Consider the following 17,335-nt stretch of genomic DNA (forward strand, 5'->3'; position numbering starts at 1 on the left):
CGGCTCGACGGAATGCAGGGTTTGATGCCGCGTGCTTCGAGTTCGGTCCGGAACCAGGCGCTGTCGTAGCCGCGATCGGCGATCAGGTGTGAAGCGCTCGGCAAGGCGTCGAGCACCATGCGGGCGCCCTTGTGGTCGCTCATCTGGCCTTCCGACAAAAGCAGGATGATCGGCCGGCCTTCACCGTCGCAGACGGTGTGGAGCTTGGAGTTCAGCCCACCCTTGGTTCGCCCGATACGACGGGGAACATCCCCCTTTTGAGCAGGCTCGCCGCCGTGCGATGAGCCTTCAGATGCGTCGCGTCGATCATGATGCGCTCGGGTTTCGGTCCTTCTCCGGCAAGCCCTGCGAAGATACGGTCGAACACGCCCATCAGACTCCAGCGGATGAAACGGTTGTAGAGCGTCTTGTGCGGGCCGTAGCCAGCCGGCGCATCCTTCCACTGCAGCCCGTTGCGGATCACGTAGACGATGCCGCTCACCACCCGCCGGTCGTCAACCCTCGGCACCCCGTGCGACAGCGGGAAGAATGGCGATATTCGCGCCATCTGGCGCTCGCTCAGCAGAAACAAATCACCCATCACGGCCTCCAATTGGAGACCGTGAATTACATCTCAAACGCAATTAATAGGTCCTGAGCCTAGCTCTCATGTTTCCTGTCAAGCGGGGGCAAGACGAGATCGGCTGCTCGACAGGTTTTGCGAAGCAGTCGGATCGACTGAAGCTGCACAGGGCTGGGGGTGGAACTCAGAGACGACGGTTGATCAGACCCTCATCCGCAGGTTAATGAAGCGCCAGATCCGGCCATTCATCGTGGAGGTCAAACACAGGCGAGGCAGCCCCAAACGGAACCACTCGATCTGGGGCGATCTTGACCTGTCCGCTATTGCTACCGAAACCACGCAAGAGGCCAAGGCGACAGAACTGCCGGATAGTCAGCTTATTGACTCTGATGTGACGCCCAGTGATGCTGTAGATGGAGACAAACGCCAAGCGGAGTACCTTATGCCCGATCCCCAGGAAACTGGATCAGAACAGATCAGCACCGAAGCACCTGCGAAGGCAGAGATAGCTGAAGCAGAGAAAAAAGCTCCACGGCCCAGAAAGGCAGCAAAAGCGCAACCGAAGCGGTCAGCTGCAAAGAACACTGCCAAAGCGGTCGTCTCGGAATCCGCTTCGCCTGCTGCCGTGAAAGCGCCGCGCAAAATCTACTCCGCCCGGGAGCGTACGCAAAAACTTGGCCAGATCGAGAAGTCGATCTCTCGTGGGGAGAGTATCAAGAGCGCCACGAAGCAGGCCGGTATTTCGGAGCAGACCTATTACCAGTGGAAGAAGGCGGCAACGGCTGCACCGGAAAGCGGCGAGTTGAAGGATCTCCTTGCGCTAGAGGAAGAGAATGCCCGCCTGAAGAAGCAGCTGGCCGAACGTCTGCGCAAAGAAAATGCTGAGCTGAAGAGAAAGCTCGGGCTCAACTGACCACATCCATAGCGACTGCTCCGGTTCAGGTCGGTAAGGGCGGCATTTCGCCGTCAGTAATACGCCATATCCAGGCATCCATTTCCGGCCGCGAGGTGATCAATTCGTCGAGCGCGGCCTCGAATTTCTCATCTGCGATCGGCGGTACGATATAGAGCGCAACCTGACGCGGCTGACGCTGCAGGAACATGGCAGCCGCCATTGGCTGATCAAGGGGCATATTGTAGCGCAATCCCTTGGTGCTCTGCTCCCGTATTCGTGCCAGGGCATCGACCAGTCGCTTTTCGTAGGCGGACTCGTAAGGTATCCAGTTCTCCGCCACTACCATCAGGGCGATTTCCTCTACGATCGCGAGACCAGCCGCGCTCAACCCAAACGTGGCGATAGCGACCAGATGCGATGCGTTGTCCGAGCTCCAAAGCGCGATCTCGCTTTCGAACCGAGCCTGCAGGCGGCGATACAGTCCCTCATCGAGGATGAATGGAAACCCCGGCATATGCTTCACGACGAGATTCACGCCTGAGCGGGCCGGCGCGAACTCCTTCACCTCGCCGACCAGCACCATAAGCGGTCGCGGCCCACTTTTCGGCGGCAGTGCCTGGGCGAGAGCCTCTACGCGGCGCTGCTCGATCGCCTGCCTGTTCCGAGACCGAAACTGCTCAGGGATGTAGAGGATGTCTGACAGCGGTGCGTCCTTCACGGCCATATGCTTCGCGGCTTCGAGCAAATGCCATTGCAGGTTCCACCAATGCCGCTTGCCGGACCAGGCGGACGTCCATTTCGTCATGCCGGCTTCATGCCACAGATAATGCAGCAGCCCGCGCAGCGTCATCTTGCGTTGTTCACCGATCACGCTGTCGACCGCGCCGTTGCCGGTGCCGACGGGTGAGGCCCGGTTACCCCGTTTCGACAGGCTGAACTCCAGCTTCAGCGCCGCCATGCCGGTTGTCGGGTCAAGCTGTATCGCACTGCCCATCAGCGCGCCAAGACCGGAGAGCTCGTAGGGCGGCTCGAAGGACTCGCAAGCTGGGCTGTGTTCCGCACCTGTCAGCGGCATGCGCTTGACGAGGAACTGGTCGCCCATGCGCGCGATGTACATCGGCACACCTTGTTCCTTGCACAGACAGAGCGGTCGCTGCCTGCGTTCATAGGCGGCCTTCAGCGCCGTTTGCAGGTCAGGTGCATTGTTGTCGTAGGACTCAGCTCCGATTCTGAACTGCCGCGTCACCTCCATCACTCCAGATCGCTGCGCCCTCCGCCGCTATTGAGTCATGGCTTTTCCCACAACGCAACCTGTTCAGTCTTCGGATTGAGAAGCCCGACTTCGATCTTTACCCATCGTGCGCAATCCTGCCGCTCGTACACGGCGGCGTTGGTGCTTCGCGCGGCGGCCGATGCGGAAAGAGGTAGAGGGGAGGCCGTCCGCTGATGGCGGGTGAAGGACCGGGAGAGAGGCTTCCGGCGTCCGTCGCGGAGCAAGATCATGACCCATATGGAAATTCAGTCGCCGATACGCGGTGCGTCGAACGGTTATAAGGTGGACGTCAGCAAGGGCCAGAGCATTGGCCGCGTGTCGTCGGAATGGTTCAATAGGCCAGCCGACGAGCGCTATCTGTCGCTCACCGACCTGCACAATTCCGTCAAGCGCCGGTCCGAACGCAGCAAAACGCGCATCGTCGAGAGCGAAGCTATCCGCGTTGAGGCTTCCCGCGACAACCCCGAGCGGCTGAAGTTGATGCTGCCGGAGGCTCACGCGCCGGTCACTCCGACACACTGGAGCTTCGGTCAGCTTGCCAGCCTGGTCGGCGCGCCCGCCACCTATCTGCGTCAGCTTCCGGCGCCGCTCGCCGGGATAAACCTGCAGCATGGCCTGCTCAACCATCGGGCCGAACAGGTCAAGACACTCGAGATCGAGAACGGCCGCCTCGAGCTTCGGGCGGTCACTGGCCCGGATTACGGCAGAATATTCGACCATGAACTTATCGAAGCGGTGCAGAAGATCGCCGGCAACGGCACCGGCGACACGCGCTGGAAGGTGCCGGGTTTGCTCGACTGGTCCACCCATATCTACAACCCGAATGTCGACATCTCGAAAGATACGACGACACTCTATGCCTCCGACCGCGATGTCTTTGTGTTCCTGGTCGACGATCTCAACCCCATTGAGGCCGGCCGGCTGCCGAACGGAGAACCTGATCTCTATTTCCGCGGGTTCTACGCATGGAACAGCGAAGTTGGGTCGAAAACCCTTGGAATTGCAAGCTTTTACCTACGCGCAGTGTGCCAAAATAGGAATTTGTGGGGCGTCGAAGATTTCCAGGAAATCACCATCCGCCATTCGAAATACGCCGCCTCGCGCTTTGCGCTCGAAGCCGAGCCGGCGCTGATCCAGTTCGCCGAATCCTCGCCCATGCCCTTCGTCAACGGCATCAAGGCGGCACGCGAACGCATCGTGGCACGCGACGATGACGATCGGACGACATTTCTGCGCAAGCGCGGTTTCTCGAAAGGTGAAACCACGAAGATCATCGACACGGTACTCAATGAAGAAGGGCATCCGCCGGCGTCGATCTTCGACTTCGTCCAGGGGATCACGCGTGTGGCGCGCGACAAGCAGCATCAGGATGTGCGGCTAGAGATGGAAGGCAGGGCCAAGAAGCTCCTCAACCTCGCCCACTGATCCATTCCGACGGATGATCTGCTGATCGCACGTCTGGTTTTCCCATGACCGCCCCATGCAAAGCGCCGTCCCCCGTCCGGAGGACGGCGCTTTTCGCCGTCGCCGGTCACTGGGGGTAAACATATAAGTGCGAATGACCGAGATGGGGTGGAAAGCTGCCTGATTGCTTCTGGTCGGCGGAGTTGGGGAAGCGGCCATTCAGCTGGCCGCCGAGCTTCAGCTGATTTCCGCCTTCAAATCGGTCATCGGAGGATTTGCAAAACTCGTTTTTGGAAGCAGACGTTCATAACCGACGATAAGTAGTTGATTTCGGCTCACCAAACATCTTCGCAATGTGTGATTGTGCTAGGCTGGCTATTGATGAAAAGACTCACCGCAACATTATCAAACTGGTTGGCCGGTCGGCTCGCGAAGCTCGTCACGTTCTTGGACAATGTTGGCCGCGCAAACACGCAATCGAAGTTCGTGCACCTAGCGCCAACCGATGAGGCTGATAAGGCCGGTGTATATTCGAGAGCCCTTCTCTATGCCACGAACGAAGACAAGGTTCGCAATATAGCGCTGACTGGCCCCTATGGGTCAGGGAAAAGCAGCATAATCCAATCGTTCTTAAAGCGATATCCTGGATCTCCGCTCCATTTATCTCTCGCTGCATTCGTTCCCGAGGCTGATGCCGGTGGCAGCAAGGTAACGCGTCAAGAAATTGAGAGAAGTATTTTGCAGCAGATGCTGTATGGTCCCGACGCCAATAATCTTCCACTCTCTCGTTTCAAACGAATCCAGTCACCAGGCGTTCTGTCGATCTTAAAATCGCTCTGTATTATGATTGGAATAATTTCGCTTTGGTACATTTTTTCTCGGCGAGAAGAAATCATCAGTGGAAATTTCCTCACACCGCTAGCACTCAGCAACTGGCTCAACCTTGGGAGCTTCATTTTTGCGGCAATATTCCTTTGGGTTGCGCTGCATCATTTCTACGTCGCCAGTTTCGGGCTTTCGCTCAAGGGCATCTCTTTGAAGGACATCGAGATCAGACCCTCATCCGAAAATCAGGAGTCAATCCTGAACCGTCACTTGGACGAGATCATCTACTTCTTCCAGTCGACAAAATATGACCTCGTAGTGATTGAGGACCTGGACCGTTTCGATGAAGCAGAAATCTTCGTAACGTTACGGGAAATCAACAGTCTTGTGAACGAGAATGCGGGCATCAAACGAACCGTCCGATTTCTCTATGCCTTGCGCGACGATGTGTTCGTCAATACGGACAGAACTAAGTTCTTTGAATTCATTGTTCCGGTCATTCCCATAATAAACGCGTCAAACTCGATTGATATGGTTCTTAAGCAAGGAAAGAGACTTGAACTCGATGGCCGTCTTGATCGACAGTTCCTTCGAGAGGTCTCACGGTATCTGAACGACCTGAGGCTTATTCAGAATATCTTCAACGAATATGCCATCTACGTCGCCAATTTGGAGACCGATGACGAAAATACTCTCAACGCCAACAAGCTTCTTGCGATCCTAATATATAAGAACGTCTATCCTAGGGATTTCGAACAACTGCACCGGGGCGAAGGCAATCTCGCTGACATTCTGGGGCGCCACGATGAGCTTGTTACACAGAGGGAGGCAGCTTGTAAGGCCGAGATTGCGGAAATGGAGCAAAAGATCGATGTTGCCGAAAGACAGATACCTTCCGACCTGAAAGAATTGCGCAAGATCTACGCAATGTCGCTCGTTCAGATGCTTCCTGCGAACGTCAATAGCATCAGCCTTGACGGGCAATCGTGGATCGCAATTCAGTCGCTTGTTGAGCATGACGCGTTTGATCAGTTAATCGCAGGTTCGCATATTTTCTCCCGCGATATCTATAATAACCGACAGCGGACCAATATCTCCTCCTTGCAGAACGACGTGGATAGCCAGAAAACCTACATTCAGCGCGAGGTGGAAATCGAAAGCAAATCTGAGGCCAAAAAGAACGAGAGCTTGCGACGGATTCGTGAGCTTAGAGCGAAGATCGCGACAACTCGAACAGCTAAGTTCAATGAACTCGTGCGCTCAAGCGCCGACCGTGTGACTGATCTTTTCGACGGCTTCGGCGAGAAGGGCGAGTTGGCTCGCTTCTTGATTCTAGAAGGCCATCTCGACGATACGTATTATCAATATACGTCGCTATTCCATTCTGGTCGGCTGTCACCCAATGACAACAAGTTTTTAATCCAGATACGGGCGTTCTTTACTCCAGACCCCGACTTTCAGATTGACAACCCGACTGAGGTCATCGCAGCGATGCGCGAAGCGGACTTCGGGCAAAGCTATGTTCTTAACGTCAAATTAGTTGACTGCCTTCTGAGCGAGACGACTCGCTACAGCGATCAAACTCGTAAGCTGTTCGAGTTTATCGCGTCCCATTTCGAAGGCTGCGAAGATTTCTTAGAGGCCTATTACGCCACGGGACGTGCCGTCCCCAAGTTGCTTTCCCGCCTGACTGACGAATGGAAGCAGTTCGTTCCGACGGCAATCGCCAGCAAGCGCAATCTCTCACATATCACACAGTTGGTAACCAGCTTGCCGGAAAGGGCGCTAGAAACCCTAGCACGCGATGGCGACGAGTTGTCTGACTTCGTCGCGGCGAACCTCCCTGAAATTCTGGCACTTGCACCTGACTTGGCATCCGAACGCCTTGAGCGAATTTGCTTCGAGGTTCGAGACCTTCCGGCAATAGGGAAGTTCACCGGCATCGTGCGCTTCATGGTGGGGCGAGGTCTTTTTGAACTCTCGATTGCTAATGTGGAACACGTCTATCGCGAGGTTATGGGCGAAACCAATCTCATGGCGCTTCGCGAGCGCAATTACACTACGCTGCGTTCGCTCACAGATCTTACCCTGATAACCAGGGTCGAACGCGATCTTGATATCTATCTTAGCAACGTACTCCTTGAGCTTGACGACAATTCCGAGGAAGATGCGGCAGCCATAACCGATCTCTTAAGTCGTGAGGGGCTTGACGAAGACAATCTCCGTGAATTTCTCGGTCGACAGACGGCTCTCCTGCCTGCGCTGATGGGGGTTCCGGAGAAATTGCACGCCATGGTATTTGAGCTGCGACGTATCGCGCCAACATGGGACAATTGCATCTCGTTCATGGGAGGCAGTGGCTTCGTGGCGGAAATCCTGGTGGCCTATCTTGATCGGAAAGATGTGCGCGCGGCAATTCTGAAGCACCGTCTGAGTAACGATCCCAAGACATTGCCGCTACGCCAATTCCTTGTTAACGCGAACGCACTGAGCGATGATGGTTACCGGGAATATGTCCGGGCGTTGCCCAATACATTCAAGAATTTTCCCAAAAGCCTCGATTCTTCGAAGCTCGCTACTCTCATAGAGGAGCGCAAGATTACCTTTTCAAAAGATACTCTTGAAAGCCTAGACGTCGATACAGATTTGCCGATCCTTTTCGTGGCAAAAAACATCGAAGCTTATCTCACCGATCCCGACATTTTCGGTCTCGACGATATCTTCCGAGAAGGGCTCCTTCAAGCCGACATAACAGATGACGATAAGCGCGCGATAATCGACTTGATCGATTTGAGTACCCTGACGGAACAGCCCAAACGAGCGGCACTCATAGGCCCGATTATTGACCGGACCAACGTTCGTATATCCGGCATTGATGCGGCTAAAGCGCAGTCACTTATCCTGAATTCAAGACCCGTTGAGACGCAAATTTCCCTTTTCAACAAGCTTCACTCGACTATGACGGTCGATGAAGCACGCCAAGTGCTTACGGCGCTTCCAGCTCCCTTTTCTGAGATCACGACAGGATATCACACTCCCAGATTGCCAAGATCAGATGAAAATCGTGCATTGGCCCAATGGCTTGAGACTCGCGGAATCATTTCTTCGTGGAGCGAGGGGGGTGGTTGGTTCCTAGGTGATGAGATACGCGTAAATCTCAAAAGGCGATGACAAAACGGTCATACTCCCAATAGACGGCAGGTTTCAGGCAGCAGATGAAACGGGTCGAATGACCGACTTTAAGGTCGGAAGCTGCCATTTCTTTCATCGATGGGTCCGTCGCAAATCCGGAGAGAATTCGGGTCGCGCCTGCGGCAGCCGGCCTGCGCCGGCGCCGCGAGAGGTAGAGGGCGGAGGGGAGGGTTCCTGACGGGCCTGGAGGTTCGGGGAGAGGCCCCGGGCCGCCCGTCATGGAGACCCTGACCATGGCAAAGAGCGCCATCCAGAAGATCACCCTCAATCAGGCGGAAAACATTCCGTTCGACAAGCTGTTCCTGTCGCAGAAGAACGTTCGACGGATCAAGAACGGCGTCTCGATCGAGGATCTCGCCACCGACATCGCGCGCCGCGGCCTTATCCAGAGCCTGAACGTCCGTCCCGAGATGAAGGACGGCGAAGAAACCGGTCGGTATGAAGTGCCCGCCGGTGGCCGGCGTTTCTCGGCGCTTCAGCTTCTGGTCAAGCGCAAGGAAATGGCGAAGACCGCGCCGACGCCCTGCATCGTCAATCGGTCCGGGCTGACGAGCATGGAGGACGACTCGCTCGCCGAAAACGTCCACCGCGAAAACCTGCATCCGCTCGATCAGTTCCGTGCCTTCAAGACGCTCAGCGAGCAGGGGCTCGATGTCGAGGAGATCGCCGCCCGCTATTTTGTTTCGCCGAACACGGTGAAGCAGCGGCTGAAGCTCGCCAACGTCTCGCCAAAGCTGCTCGATCTCTATGAGCAGGTTGAAATCCGTCTTGAGCAGCTCATGGCATTTTCGATTTCGGACGACCATGCCCGCCAGGAGCAGGTCTGGGAGCGTATCTCCGACAACGCGCATATGCAGGAGCCCTATTACATCCGGCGCCTGCTGACGGAAACCACGGTCCGCGCCGATGATCGCCGCGCGGTCTATGTCGGCGCCGAAGCCTATGAGGCTGCCGGCGGCGTTGTCCTGCGCGACCTGTTCGAACAGGACTCCGGCGGCTGGTTCCAGGATGCAGCTCTTCTCGAGCAGCTGGTCTTCGAAAAGCTAAAGGTCGACGCCGAGGCCGTGCGGGCCGACGGCTGGAAGTGGGTCGAGGCGGCAATCAGCTTCCCCTATGGCCACACCTCCGGCATGCGGCGCGTCTATGCCGAACCGGAAGAGATGAGCGCCGAGGAAGTCGCCCGGCACGATGCTGTCAAGGCCGAGTACGACGAGCTCGACACCAAATATGCCGAGATGGAGGAGGCAGACGAAGAGATTGAGAACAGGCTCGACCAACTCGGCGCCGAACTCGACGCGTTCGCCGATCGGCCTCATGTCTACGACCCGGCGCAGAAGGCCATCGCCGGCGCCTTCGTCACGCTCGGCGCCAACGGCCAGCTTCAGGTCGAAGCGGGCTTCGTGCGTCCAGAGGACGAACCGCGCGCGGAGACGGACGAGGATGATGAGGCGATCGGCGATGAAGGTCGCGACACGGCGGACGCCGAGGACGACGGCGCCGGTGGCGTCACCGTCAACGGCCGGTCTTTGAACGGCGCATCCGAAGCGGCCGAGGAGCCCGAGGATGAAGGCATCAAGCCGCTGCCGGACCGCCTCGTCTTCGACCTCACTGCGCAAAAGACGCTGGCACTTCGCAATGCGCTGGCGAGCGACGTCGACATCGCCTTCGTTGCCGTTCTCCATGCGCTCGTGCTGCAGGTGTTCTACCGGTTCGCCAAGGACAGCTGTCTCGAGATCAGCATGGTCAGCAACAGCTTCGGCCAGGTCCAGGGACTTGCCGAGACTGCTTGGGCGAAGGAGATCGCTGAGCGGCACGAGGCCTGGGACAAGGACATGCCCGACAGCGACAAGCTCTGGGACTTCCTGCTCGGTCTCGACGAGGCGAGCCGCAAGGCTCTGTTCGCGCACTGCGCCTCGCTCTCGCTCAACGCCGTCGTCGAGCCCTGGAACAGGCGACCAGGCGCACTTGCCCATGCCGACGTTCTCGCCGGCACGCTCGGCTTCGACATGGTCGAGGCGGGTTGGTCGCCGACGGTGGACAACTATCTCGGCCGCGTCACCAAGGCCCGGATCGTCCAGGCAGTCCGTGAAGCCCGCGGCGAAGACTCCGCCCAGCTGATCGACCATATGAAGAAGGACCTCATGGCGCGGGAGGCCGCCCGTCTTCTCGAAGGATCGGACTGGTTGCCCGAGCCGCTGCGCCTCGACGCCGACGACGCGGTTGCCGAAGGCGGTGAGCCCGTCGCCGGCGATGCGACGGACGAGACGGATCCCGACGGCGATACCGCCGAACTGCCGGCCTATCTCGCCGACGATACCGGCGCATCCGCCGATGAAGCGGCGACTGTCGACGGCGAGGATACTGACCACCTGCAGGCCGCCGAATAATCGGTCTTTCGCTCATCACCGGGCCCGGCATCACCGCCGGGCCCTTCCTGTTTTCCGACATGGAGAAAGCCGCAATGTCAGCCCACATCGTTTACGATTCTGCCCCTCTGGGAAGTGTCGTCCGCTATTCCGACGGCATTCCGAAGCCGCCGGAGCGTTTCAGGAAGAAGGTTGCTGCCTGGGGACGTCGCAACAGCGTCGGACGGCTAATCAGGAAGGAACCGCCGCGCGAACGCGCGACCTACACGTCGCCCGCCTGTTTCACCCTGCATGAGGGCGATTTTGGTCAGGCGGGCACCATCGTTGTCTCGGTCCGCCGCACCTATACCGTCGACAGCGAGCTGCGGTTCGAGATCGTCGAACGTCCCGCGATTGGTATGGTCCGCATCCTGCAGGATGTCGGCGACAGCCCGGAACTCCTGCATCTCGCCAAGGATCGCGAGGCTGCGGAACGCTGGCTCGCCAGCAACCGGTACAGCCGCGCCTTTCTCGAAGAGGTCACCGCCGATGAGGTCGGCGCCGACGTCGTCGAGGGTCGCACGGCCGCCTGACGTTTTCACCAAGAACCAACCGACGACAGGTCCGAGGTCGCGCAGGCGGTCTCGGACCTGTTCCGTTTCATGGAGATCGACATGTTCGACTGGACCAAAAGCTGCTCCTATGACGAGCAGCAGAAGAGACGCTTTCACACCACGGCCCGTTCGCGGCTGAAGAAACTCGCCGCCGAGCTTCATCTGCCCGCCGGATCATACGAAGTGCGTTCCAACAAGGCGGGAATCGCCGTCTCCGGTGAAGTGACCTTGCATCACACCGCCGTCTACATTCAGGTCGGTCAGTTCGGCATGTCCTCGGGTCACGGTATCCTGATCCGTACCTGCAAGGGCCGCAAGGATTATACCGGCGGAGCCAACCACTTCGTCGCACTCGCCATGCTCGACGACATCCCGGCGCTCGCCGCGGCCGTCCGCGCCATCACCGGCATTGGCCGGGATGCTGTGCATTCCCCGGATCGCCACGCTGCCTGAAGCCGCCACCCGGGGCACCGAAAGCCTGCGGCGCCAGCGGTCTGTCCATGCCGCAGGCTGCCCCGTCCATCAACGTGAGAAAGGATCATCATTCACATGGCAAGACACAGAATCAGGATCATCCACGTCTTCAGGACCACACGCAGCATCGAGATCGAGGTTGAGGCGGATGACGAGTATGATGCTCGCGAAGGGGTGTCCTCCGGCGCCGTCGACACACCCGATTTCGACGATCCCCGCTGGCAAACCGGCTGGGACCTTCAGAACGAGGAGATGGGGCCGGCATGACAATCGACCTGTGATCAATTTGTCGTGCAGGACATCGTGACACGATTCCCAACGGCAGGGGAGCTTGTCGTCATCCAATGGATCAGCGATCCCAGCCAGCAACCCGATACGTTCGGCGCCAGCGTGTCATTGATTACCGAAAACGGCATTTTCCACGCTACGAGCGAAGACTTGCTCGCGGATTTCCGTAAGCGCGACCAGGCGCTCGCGTCTGGAACGTCGAATGGCGATGGTGCTCCTTGGCCACATTTCGACAGTGCCGTTGTCCATGCCGACAATCCCAACGACACCGTCGATGCCCTTATGATGGCGGAACGCTTTGTCACCAGCTTCGAAGATGACGAGGCACAGGAGGGAATTCCCGACATCCTTGCGGGTCTTCGCGCAGCAATCCGTCGCGAGCGGCTTCGACCGGTTCTGCTCGATGCCCTGAAGGAACTGCGTTCGGCAGCGATCGGTTTCAGGGACGACGCCTACAGGCGCGAGCCGCATCTCAAGGTCGGCAACGAGGCAGTGAACATGCTGAGCGCCTTCCTCCTCAATGCCGAACGGACTATCGCAGAGGCGAAGGGTCGGAACGATGGCTGATCTTTCCGGGGACCTGGTAGCCGGCGACTATGCCGCGACCGGGATCGTCTTTACGGGGCGCCGCAACCTGTTCGCGTTGGAACCTGGTAACGAGTACCATATCGGCACGCTGATAAGTGGATCACGGACCCGGCTCCAGCGTTTCGACGAAGACTGCGACAGGATCGTTCGCGCTCTCGCCATGCTCGACGCCAGTGACGAAATGCTGTCGGCGCTAAAGGCCCTCGAAGCCTTGCCCGTCAACAAATCCTGGTCTCCCGCGGAAATCGCCGCGCGCGACCTCGCGCGCGGCGTCAAGGTCGAGCGGCGCATCGCCAGATAGCCGCACGGTCCCTCGGCCGACGGCCTTCCAGCCATTGTTCACGACTTTCCCCACCCGCCATGCCGCGCCTTCGGGCGCCACGGCGGAGTTTTGCCTGATGGAGCCAGCACATGCAGAAACAGGAATTCCCCAGATCGCGCGCTTCAAGCGCGGCGGGCATGCCGGGCGGCCTTCTCACCCGCCAGCAGCGCAGTTTGCTGCGCACCGCACTGGCCGGCCGTCTGCTTGCCGTCTGCTACGGTGCGGGCGTCGATTCCACCGCGCTGCTTCTCGCCCTGAAGCTCGCGGATTTACGGCCCGGCATCATTACGTTCGCCGATCTCTTGTCAGAGAAGCCCGAGACGATAGCGCATCTCGAGCGCATGCAATCCATCCTCGCGCGATGGGGCTGGCCGCCAATCACCATATCTCGAAAACGTACGCTTCCCGGAACTGGCTATGACGACCTTTACGGCAACTGCATCGCCAATGAGACATTACCTTCGTTGGCCTTCGGGATGCGCAGCTGCAGTTTAGGTCCAGTCTGAGGAGGTGTCCTGTTTGCCGCGACGGAGAACGGGCCGGCCGCCGCGCTATCCAACAAGCTGGCGGTGGTCGGCCCGTTCCTTGCGGAAGGTTATCCGTATGCAGGAAAATAGTCAGCGAAAACTGAACGCCATTCTTCGATCGCCAGCTTTGCATACCCTTGCTTGGCATAATTCTCCGCGGTAAGAGCCTTGCGATAGGCCTGATCGAGAGCGGAGATCATTCTGTCGGCCTCAGACTTACCAAGGTATGACGCGACATCTTCACTGTAGCTGGCGGGATCGGCCATTTTCACCCACACCTTATCCCTCATCTTGTCGAACACCCATCGAGCCCCGCTCGGATAGTCCGCGATGGTGACGTTTTCGAGAACATGGCGCACAAGAACCTCAAGATGAAAGGAGCGGAAGAGATCTCCCCTCTCTCGGTTCCAGCACTTCACCATCTTGATCAGTGGCACGAGCGAGCCATTGTGAACCTTGTTGGATGCGGTCCACAACTCGACGTGCTTCTTCGGGTCTGTGGAAATCCATCTGTTCAGGTTCGCGTCGGGGATGAGAAATCCACCACCAGTTCGATAAAAACCTGGAACGACATCGACTTTGAAATCTGTGAAGGTGATGGTGACTGCTTGACCGTCTGGCTTTATTTTTGGTGTCTTAGAATATCGTCTCTTGAGTGTCTTCATCACGGACGTTAGCAAAGCATGCTGGTTTTGCGGTGCGTGATATTTCGGATCGAGCACGATGAAAACGTCGATATCCGCCGTCGTTAGAGGGGCGATCATCGTGTTCCGGCGATAGGAGCCAGTCAAAAACGATTCGAGCACGGCGAAGTCTTCTGCGACCGCATCCCGGACGTTTTGCTGACGAGTGGACGCCGTACTCTCCGTAACCGGTGTTCTGCCCCCACGTTGCCCCGTCTTCCCTGATCTGTGATCGGCTTTCCATGGCGAACGAAGGGAGTTTCTCCATGGAGACTACGCTGGAGATTCTCACGACCGGGAAGGTCGGGCGTGGAGGACATCGGCAATGGCCTGATGAGGTCAAGGCCAGGATCGTTTCGGAGAGCTTACGACCGGGCGCGACGGTGAACGAGGTGGCGGACCGCTATGGGCTGAAGCCCAACCACTTGTCATCATGGCGGACGATGGCGCGGCAAGGCAAACTGGTTTTGCCTGAGCCCGAAGACGCTGTGGAGTTCGCGTCCATGGTTGTCGAGACCCCTGCGGTCCGGCCGCCGATCAAAGCATCCAGTCGCCCCGAGATTATTGTCGGTCCTGTCACGATCCGCCTGGAGGAAGGCGCATCTGCCGCTCGGATCGCGGCCATTGCGCGTGCGTTGGCGGCCCCGGCATGATCTTTCCGTCGAACCGCGTACGGATCATGGTGGCGACGAAGCCGGTGGACTTCCGCAAAGGCCATGACGGGTTGGCGGCGTTGGTGAAGAACGAACTGCGTAAGGACCCATTCACGGGAGCAGTCTTCGTCTTCCGGTCGCGCAGGGCGGACCGGTTGAAGCTGATCTACTGGGATGGCAGCGGCATGGTGATGGCCTACAAGCGGCTGGAAGAGCATACGTTCACCTGGCCCGGCATCAGGGACGGCCTGATGACGTTGGGCCATGCCCAGTTCGAAGCACTGTTTGCAGGCCTCGACTGGCGGCGCGTCCGTGCTGTTGAAACGAGAGCGCCAGAGGCTATCGAGTAGCTGCGGCACGATGACTCGGCCGGCCAATTCCAAAGGCGAACCGAGGCCGGATTTGATAACTTCAGCGCATGCTGAACGCCGCCGATCTTCCTGATGACATTGCCGCTCTGAAGGCGATGCTGATCGCGGCAACCGCGCGTGAGGTTCGTAAGGACGATCGGATCGAACGGCTGGAAAGGCTGGTCGCCGCCTTCAAGCAGGCGGCCTTCGGGCGCAGATCCGAGAAGGCCGATCCTGATCAGTTTGATCTGGCGCTGGAGGATCTGGAAACGGCCATCGCGGCCGTCCATGCTGAGGACGAGGCCGATACCTCTCCGGGCAAACGTGTTTCCAAACCGCGCGCAACCAATCGCGGTTCTCTTCCAGGTCATCTTCCGCGTATCGAAGAGATCGTCGAGCCGGAAAGCTTAGTCTGCGCCTGCGGTGGATGCCTGCATTGCATCGGTGAGGATGTGTCGGAGCGGCTGGACGTGATCCCGGCGCAGTTCCGCGTCATCGTCACCCGTCGTCCCAAATATGCGTGCCGCTCCTGCACCGACGGTGTCGTCCAGGCTCCGGCTCCAGCGCGCTTGATCGGGGCAGGCTTGCCGACGGAAGCCACCATCGCGCATGTGCTGGTCTGCAAATACGCCGACCATCTTCCGCTCTATAGGCAGGCGCAGATCATGAGCCGCCAGGGCATTGACCTCGACCGGTCCACGCTTGCCGATTGGGTCGGGCGAGCGGCCTTCGAACTGCGGCCCGTCTTCGATGCCCTGATTGTCGACCTGAAGCGCTCGAGCAAGCTCTTCATGGACGAGACCCGGGCCCCGGTGCTCGATCCCGGCTCGCGCAAAACCAAAACCGGATACTTCTGGGCTTTGGCGCGTGATGATCGACCATGGGGCGGCGGTGCTCCTCCGGGCGTTGCCTTCACCTATGCGCCCGGCCGCGGGGGACTACATGCCGAACAGATACTGCAGGACTTCTCCGGCGTTCTGCAGGTTGACGGCTATGCCGGATACAATCGACTGATCGCGCCGGAACGCGTCGGTCTCGACATTCGGCTTGCCTATTGCTGGGCGCATGCCCGCCGCAAGCTGGTGGAGATCGCCCGTAACGGACCAGCGCCGATAGCCGAGGACGGCGTGAAGCGGATCGGCGAACTTTACCGGATCGAGGCCGAGCTACGAGGCCTTGATCCGGCAACCCGCCTAGCGGAAAGACAAGCGAGGTCAGCGCCGCTGGTTGCCGACATGGAAACCTGGCTCAGCCTTCACCGCGCCCGCGTTGCTGCCAAATCACCGCTCGGCGAGGCCCTGAGCTACATCGCCAAATACTGGAATGGCCTGCTGTCAACGGCGGAGCAAAATCAGGCCAATGGGCGGAGTAAAACCAGGCCACGGTTTGCGTGCGTGTGAGACCGCCGGGAGGGCGTAGCCCGAGCGGGGGTCTCATACGCACGGAGCGATTTTGCAAGGGTGTTTCAGCCGGCCTTTCGGGCGCGGCTTTGGGCGAGACGGTAGCTGTCGCCGTTCATCTCGAGAATGTTGACGTGGTGGGTGATGCGGTCGAGCAGCGCGCCGGTGAGGCGCTCAGATCCGAGCGTTTCGGTCCATTCGTCAAATGGCAGGTTGCTGGTAATCAAGGTGGCACCCCGTTCGTAGCGTTGCGAGATCAGCTCGAACAGCAATTCCGCGCCAGTCTTGGAGAGTGGCACAAAGCCAAGCTCATCGATGATGAGAAGCTGGTAGGCGGCCATCTGTTTCTGGAACCTAAGCAGACGCCGCTCGTCGCGCGCCTCCATCATCTCGCTGACCAGCGCAGCGGCTGTGGTAAAGCCGACGGACAGGCCCTTCTGGCACGCCGCCAATCCCAGGCCGAGCGCAACATGGGTCTTGCCCGTGCCGCTGGGACCGAGCGCGATGACGTTCTCGCGGCGCTCGATCCATTCGCAGCGCGCCAGTTCCAGCACCTGCATCTTGTTGAGCTTCGGGATGGCGGCGAAGTCGAAGCTGTCGAGACTTTTGACGACCGGGAACTTCGCCGCCTTGATGCGGCGCTCGACCTTGCGGCGGTCCCGCTCGATCATCTCCCGCTCGGCAAGCCGGGTCAGATATCCGACATGATCGACGCCTTCGGTGGCGCATAGCCGGGCCAGCTTCTGATATTCGCGCTGGAAGGTCGGCAGCTTCAGGGTTTTGAGATAATGGGCAAGCAGGATCTCGGGGGCCTCGGTGCTCATGCCGCTTCCTCCCCTTCAATGCTACCGAGCAGATGCATGTAGGCCTTGACCGAGGTCTTCTCGACATTCGCCCTCGGCAGGTATGGGTAGATGGACAGGTCCAGTCTCGGTGGCCG

Annotated in this window: 15 protein-coding genes and 2 pseudogenes; 13 read left to right on the forward strand and 4 right to left on the reverse strand. The window is 58.8% G+C overall.

Translation table 11 applies throughout. The features are described 5' to 3' along the window. Positions 1 to 580 (reverse strand): annotated as a pseudogene (locus tag BFN67_RS24135) (IS5 family transposase); the annotation flags it as partial. Positions 581 to 785: 205 nt separating this feature from the next. On the opposite strand from BFN67_RS24135, the gene BFN67_RS18635 reads away from it, so the two are divergent. Then, the gene (locus BFN67_RS18635; RefSeq protein ID WP_245295337.1) at positions 786 to 1,475 is read left to right on the forward strand and encodes a transposase; all 690 of its coding nucleotides are present in this window, start codon (positions 786 to 788) and stop codon (positions 1,473 to 1,475) included. Positions 1,476 to 1,500: 25 nt separating this feature from the next. Here BFN67_RS18635 and BFN67_RS18640 read toward each other — a convergent pair whose 3' ends face one another. Continuing rightward, positions 1,501 to 2,709, reverse strand: a complete 1,209-nt coding sequence (locus BFN67_RS18640; RefSeq protein ID WP_080921038.1) for a DUF1173 domain-containing protein — start codon at positions 2,707 to 2,709, stop codon at positions 1,501 to 1,503. A 249-nt stretch (positions 2,710 to 2,958) separates the two neighbouring features. Here BFN67_RS18640 and BFN67_RS18650 point away from each other — a divergent pair, with 249 nt between their 5' ends. The 9 genes from BFN67_RS18650 (at position 2,959) to BFN67_RS18690 (ending at position 13,288) form a co-directional block, all read left to right on the forward strand. Beyond that, positions 2,959 to 4,155, forward strand: coding sequence for a DUF932 domain-containing protein (locus BFN67_RS18650; RefSeq protein WP_080921040.1), 1,197 nt, complete (start codon positions 2,959 to 2,961; stop codon positions 4,153 to 4,155). Positions 4,156 to 4,515: 360 nt separating this feature from the next. After that, a complete protein-coding gene (locus tag BFN67_RS18655; protein WP_080921041.1) occupies positions 4,516 to 8,130 on the forward strand; it encodes a YobI family P-loop NTPase in 3,615 nt (1,204 codons plus the stop codon). Positions 8,131 to 8,384: 254 nt separating this feature from the next. Further along, on the forward strand, positions 8,385 to 10,538 hold the full coding sequence (locus BFN67_RS18660) for a ParB/RepB/Spo0J family partition protein (protein WP_080921048.1): 2,154 nt from the start codon (positions 8,385 to 8,387) through the stop codon (positions 10,536 to 10,538). A 74-nt stretch (positions 10,539 to 10,612) separates the two neighbouring features. Then, positions 10,613 to 11,089, forward strand: a complete 477-nt coding sequence (locus BFN67_RS18665; RefSeq protein ID WP_080921049.1) for a hypothetical protein — start codon at positions 10,613 to 10,615, stop codon at positions 11,087 to 11,089. An 81-nt stretch (positions 11,090 to 11,170) separates the two neighbouring features. Beyond that, complete coding sequence (locus BFN67_RS18670) at positions 11,171 to 11,563, forward strand: hypothetical protein (RefSeq protein ID WP_080921050.1); 393 nt, start codon at positions 11,171 to 11,173, stop codon at positions 11,561 to 11,563. A 96-nt stretch (positions 11,564 to 11,659) separates the two neighbouring features. Beyond that, entirely contained in the window at positions 11,660 to 11,851 is a 192-nt protein-coding gene (locus BFN67_RS18675; protein WP_080921042.1) for a hypothetical protein, read from the forward strand. Between the two features lie 36 nt (positions 11,852 to 11,887). Then, positions 11,888 to 12,439, forward strand: a complete 552-nt coding sequence (locus BFN67_RS18680; protein ID WP_139789250.1) for a hypothetical protein — start codon at positions 11,888 to 11,890, stop codon at positions 12,437 to 12,439. Next, on the forward strand, positions 12,432 to 12,761 hold the full coding sequence (locus BFN67_RS18685; RefSeq protein ID WP_080921044.1) for a hypothetical protein: 330 nt from the start codon (positions 12,432 to 12,434) through the stop codon (positions 12,759 to 12,761). Before BFN67_RS18680 ends, BFN67_RS18685 begins: the two co-directional genes overlap by 8 nt. Before the next feature lie 110 nt (positions 12,762 to 12,871). After that, the gene (locus BFN67_RS18690; protein WP_192856879.1) at positions 12,872 to 13,288 is read left to right on the forward strand and encodes a hypothetical protein; all 417 of its coding nucleotides are present in this window, start codon (positions 12,872 to 12,874) and stop codon (positions 13,286 to 13,288) included. Positions 13,289 to 13,377: 89 nt separating this feature from the next. Here the strand turns inward: BFN67_RS18690 and BFN67_RS18695 are convergent. Beyond that, positions 13,378 to 14,166: pseudogene (locus BFN67_RS18695) on the reverse strand (CBASS oligonucleotide cyclase); the annotation flags it as partial. A 92-nt stretch (positions 14,167 to 14,258) separates the two neighbouring features. On the opposite strand from BFN67_RS18695, the gene tnpA reads away from it, so the two are divergent. The 3 genes from tnpA (at position 14,259) to tnpC (ending at position 16,395) form a co-directional block, all read left to right on the forward strand. Beyond that, the gene (gene tnpA / locus BFN67_RS18700; RefSeq protein WP_080921051.1) at positions 14,259 to 14,645 is read left to right on the forward strand and encodes an IS66-like element accessory protein TnpA; all 387 of its coding nucleotides are present in this window, start codon (positions 14,259 to 14,261) and stop codon (positions 14,643 to 14,645) included. Then, entirely contained in the window at positions 14,642 to 14,995 is a 354-nt protein-coding gene (gene tnpB, locus BFN67_RS18705) for an IS66 family insertion sequence element accessory protein TnpB (protein ID WP_080921045.1), read from the forward strand. Before tnpA ends, tnpB begins: the two co-directional genes overlap by 4 nt. A gap of 116 nt (positions 14,996 to 15,111) precedes the next feature. Continuing rightward, on the forward strand, positions 15,112 to 16,395 hold the full coding sequence (gene tnpC / locus BFN67_RS18710; protein WP_425349804.1) for an IS66 family transposase: 1,284 nt from the start codon (positions 15,112 to 15,114) through the stop codon (positions 16,393 to 16,395). A gap of 65 nt (positions 16,396 to 16,460) precedes the next feature. On the opposite strand, the gene istB is transcribed toward tnpC, so the two are convergent. Further along, on the reverse strand, positions 16,461 to 17,219 hold the full coding sequence (gene istB / locus BFN67_RS18715; RefSeq protein WP_080921046.1) for an IS21-like element helper ATPase IstB: 759 nt from the start codon (positions 17,217 to 17,219) through the stop codon (positions 16,461 to 16,463). Between the last annotated feature and the right edge of the window lie 116 nt (positions 17,220 to 17,335).

The sequence above is a fragment of the Manganibacter manganicus genome (assembly GCF_002075885.1).
GTDB classification, from domain to species: Bacteria; Pseudomonadota; Alphaproteobacteria; order Rhizobiales; family Rhizobiaceae; genus Mesorhizobium; species Mesorhizobium manganicum.

Bases quoted from the DNA above. Each gene is read 5' to 3' on its own strand.
- BFN67_RS18665 (WP_080921049.1), top strand. From the start codon at position 10,613: ATGTCAGCCCACATCGTTTACGATTCTGCCCCTCTGGGAAGTGTCGTC.
- BFN67_RS18670 (WP_080921050.1), top strand. From the start codon at position 11,171: ATGTTCGACTGGACCAAAAGCTGCTCCTATGACGAGCAGCAGAAGAGA.
- BFN67_RS18650 (WP_080921040.1), top strand. From the start codon at position 2,959: ATGACCCATATGGAAATTCAGTCGCCGATACGCGGTGCGTCGAACGGT.
- istB (WP_080921046.1), bottom strand. From the start codon at position 17,219: ATGAGCACCGAGGCCCCCGAGATCCTGCTTGCCCATTATCTCAAAACC.
- BFN67_RS18690 (WP_192856879.1), top strand. From the start codon at position 12,872: ATGCAGAAACAGGAATTCCCCAGATCGCGCGCTTCAAGCGCGGCGGGC.
- tnpB (WP_080921045.1), top strand. From the start codon at position 14,642: ATGATCTTTCCGTCGAACCGCGTACGGATCATGGTGGCGACGAAGCCG.
- BFN67_RS18640 (WP_080921038.1), bottom strand. From the start codon at position 2,709: ATGGAGGTGACGCGGCAGTTCAGAATCGGAGCTGAGTCCTACGACAAC.
- tnpA (WP_080921051.1), top strand. From the start codon at position 14,259: ATGGAGACTACGCTGGAGATTCTCACGACCGGGAAGGTCGGGCGTGGA.
- BFN67_RS18660 (WP_080921048.1), top strand. From the start codon at position 8,385: ATGGCAAAGAGCGCCATCCAGAAGATCACCCTCAATCAGGCGGAAAAC.
- tnpC (WP_425349804.1), top strand. From the start codon at position 15,112: ATGCTGATCGCGGCAACCGCGCGTGAGGTTCGTAAGGACGATCGGATC.
- BFN67_RS18675 (WP_080921042.1), top strand. From the start codon at position 11,660: ATGGCAAGACACAGAATCAGGATCATCCACGTCTTCAGGACCACACGC.
- BFN67_RS18635 (WP_245295337.1), top strand. From the start codon at position 786: ATGAAGCGCCAGATCCGGCCATTCATCGTGGAGGTCAAACACAGGCGA.
- BFN67_RS18655 (WP_080921041.1), top strand. From the start codon at position 4,516: ATGAAAAGACTCACCGCAACATTATCAAACTGGTTGGCCGGTCGGCTC.
- BFN67_RS18685 (WP_080921044.1), top strand. From the start codon at position 12,432: ATGGCTGATCTTTCCGGGGACCTGGTAGCCGGCGACTATGCCGCGACC.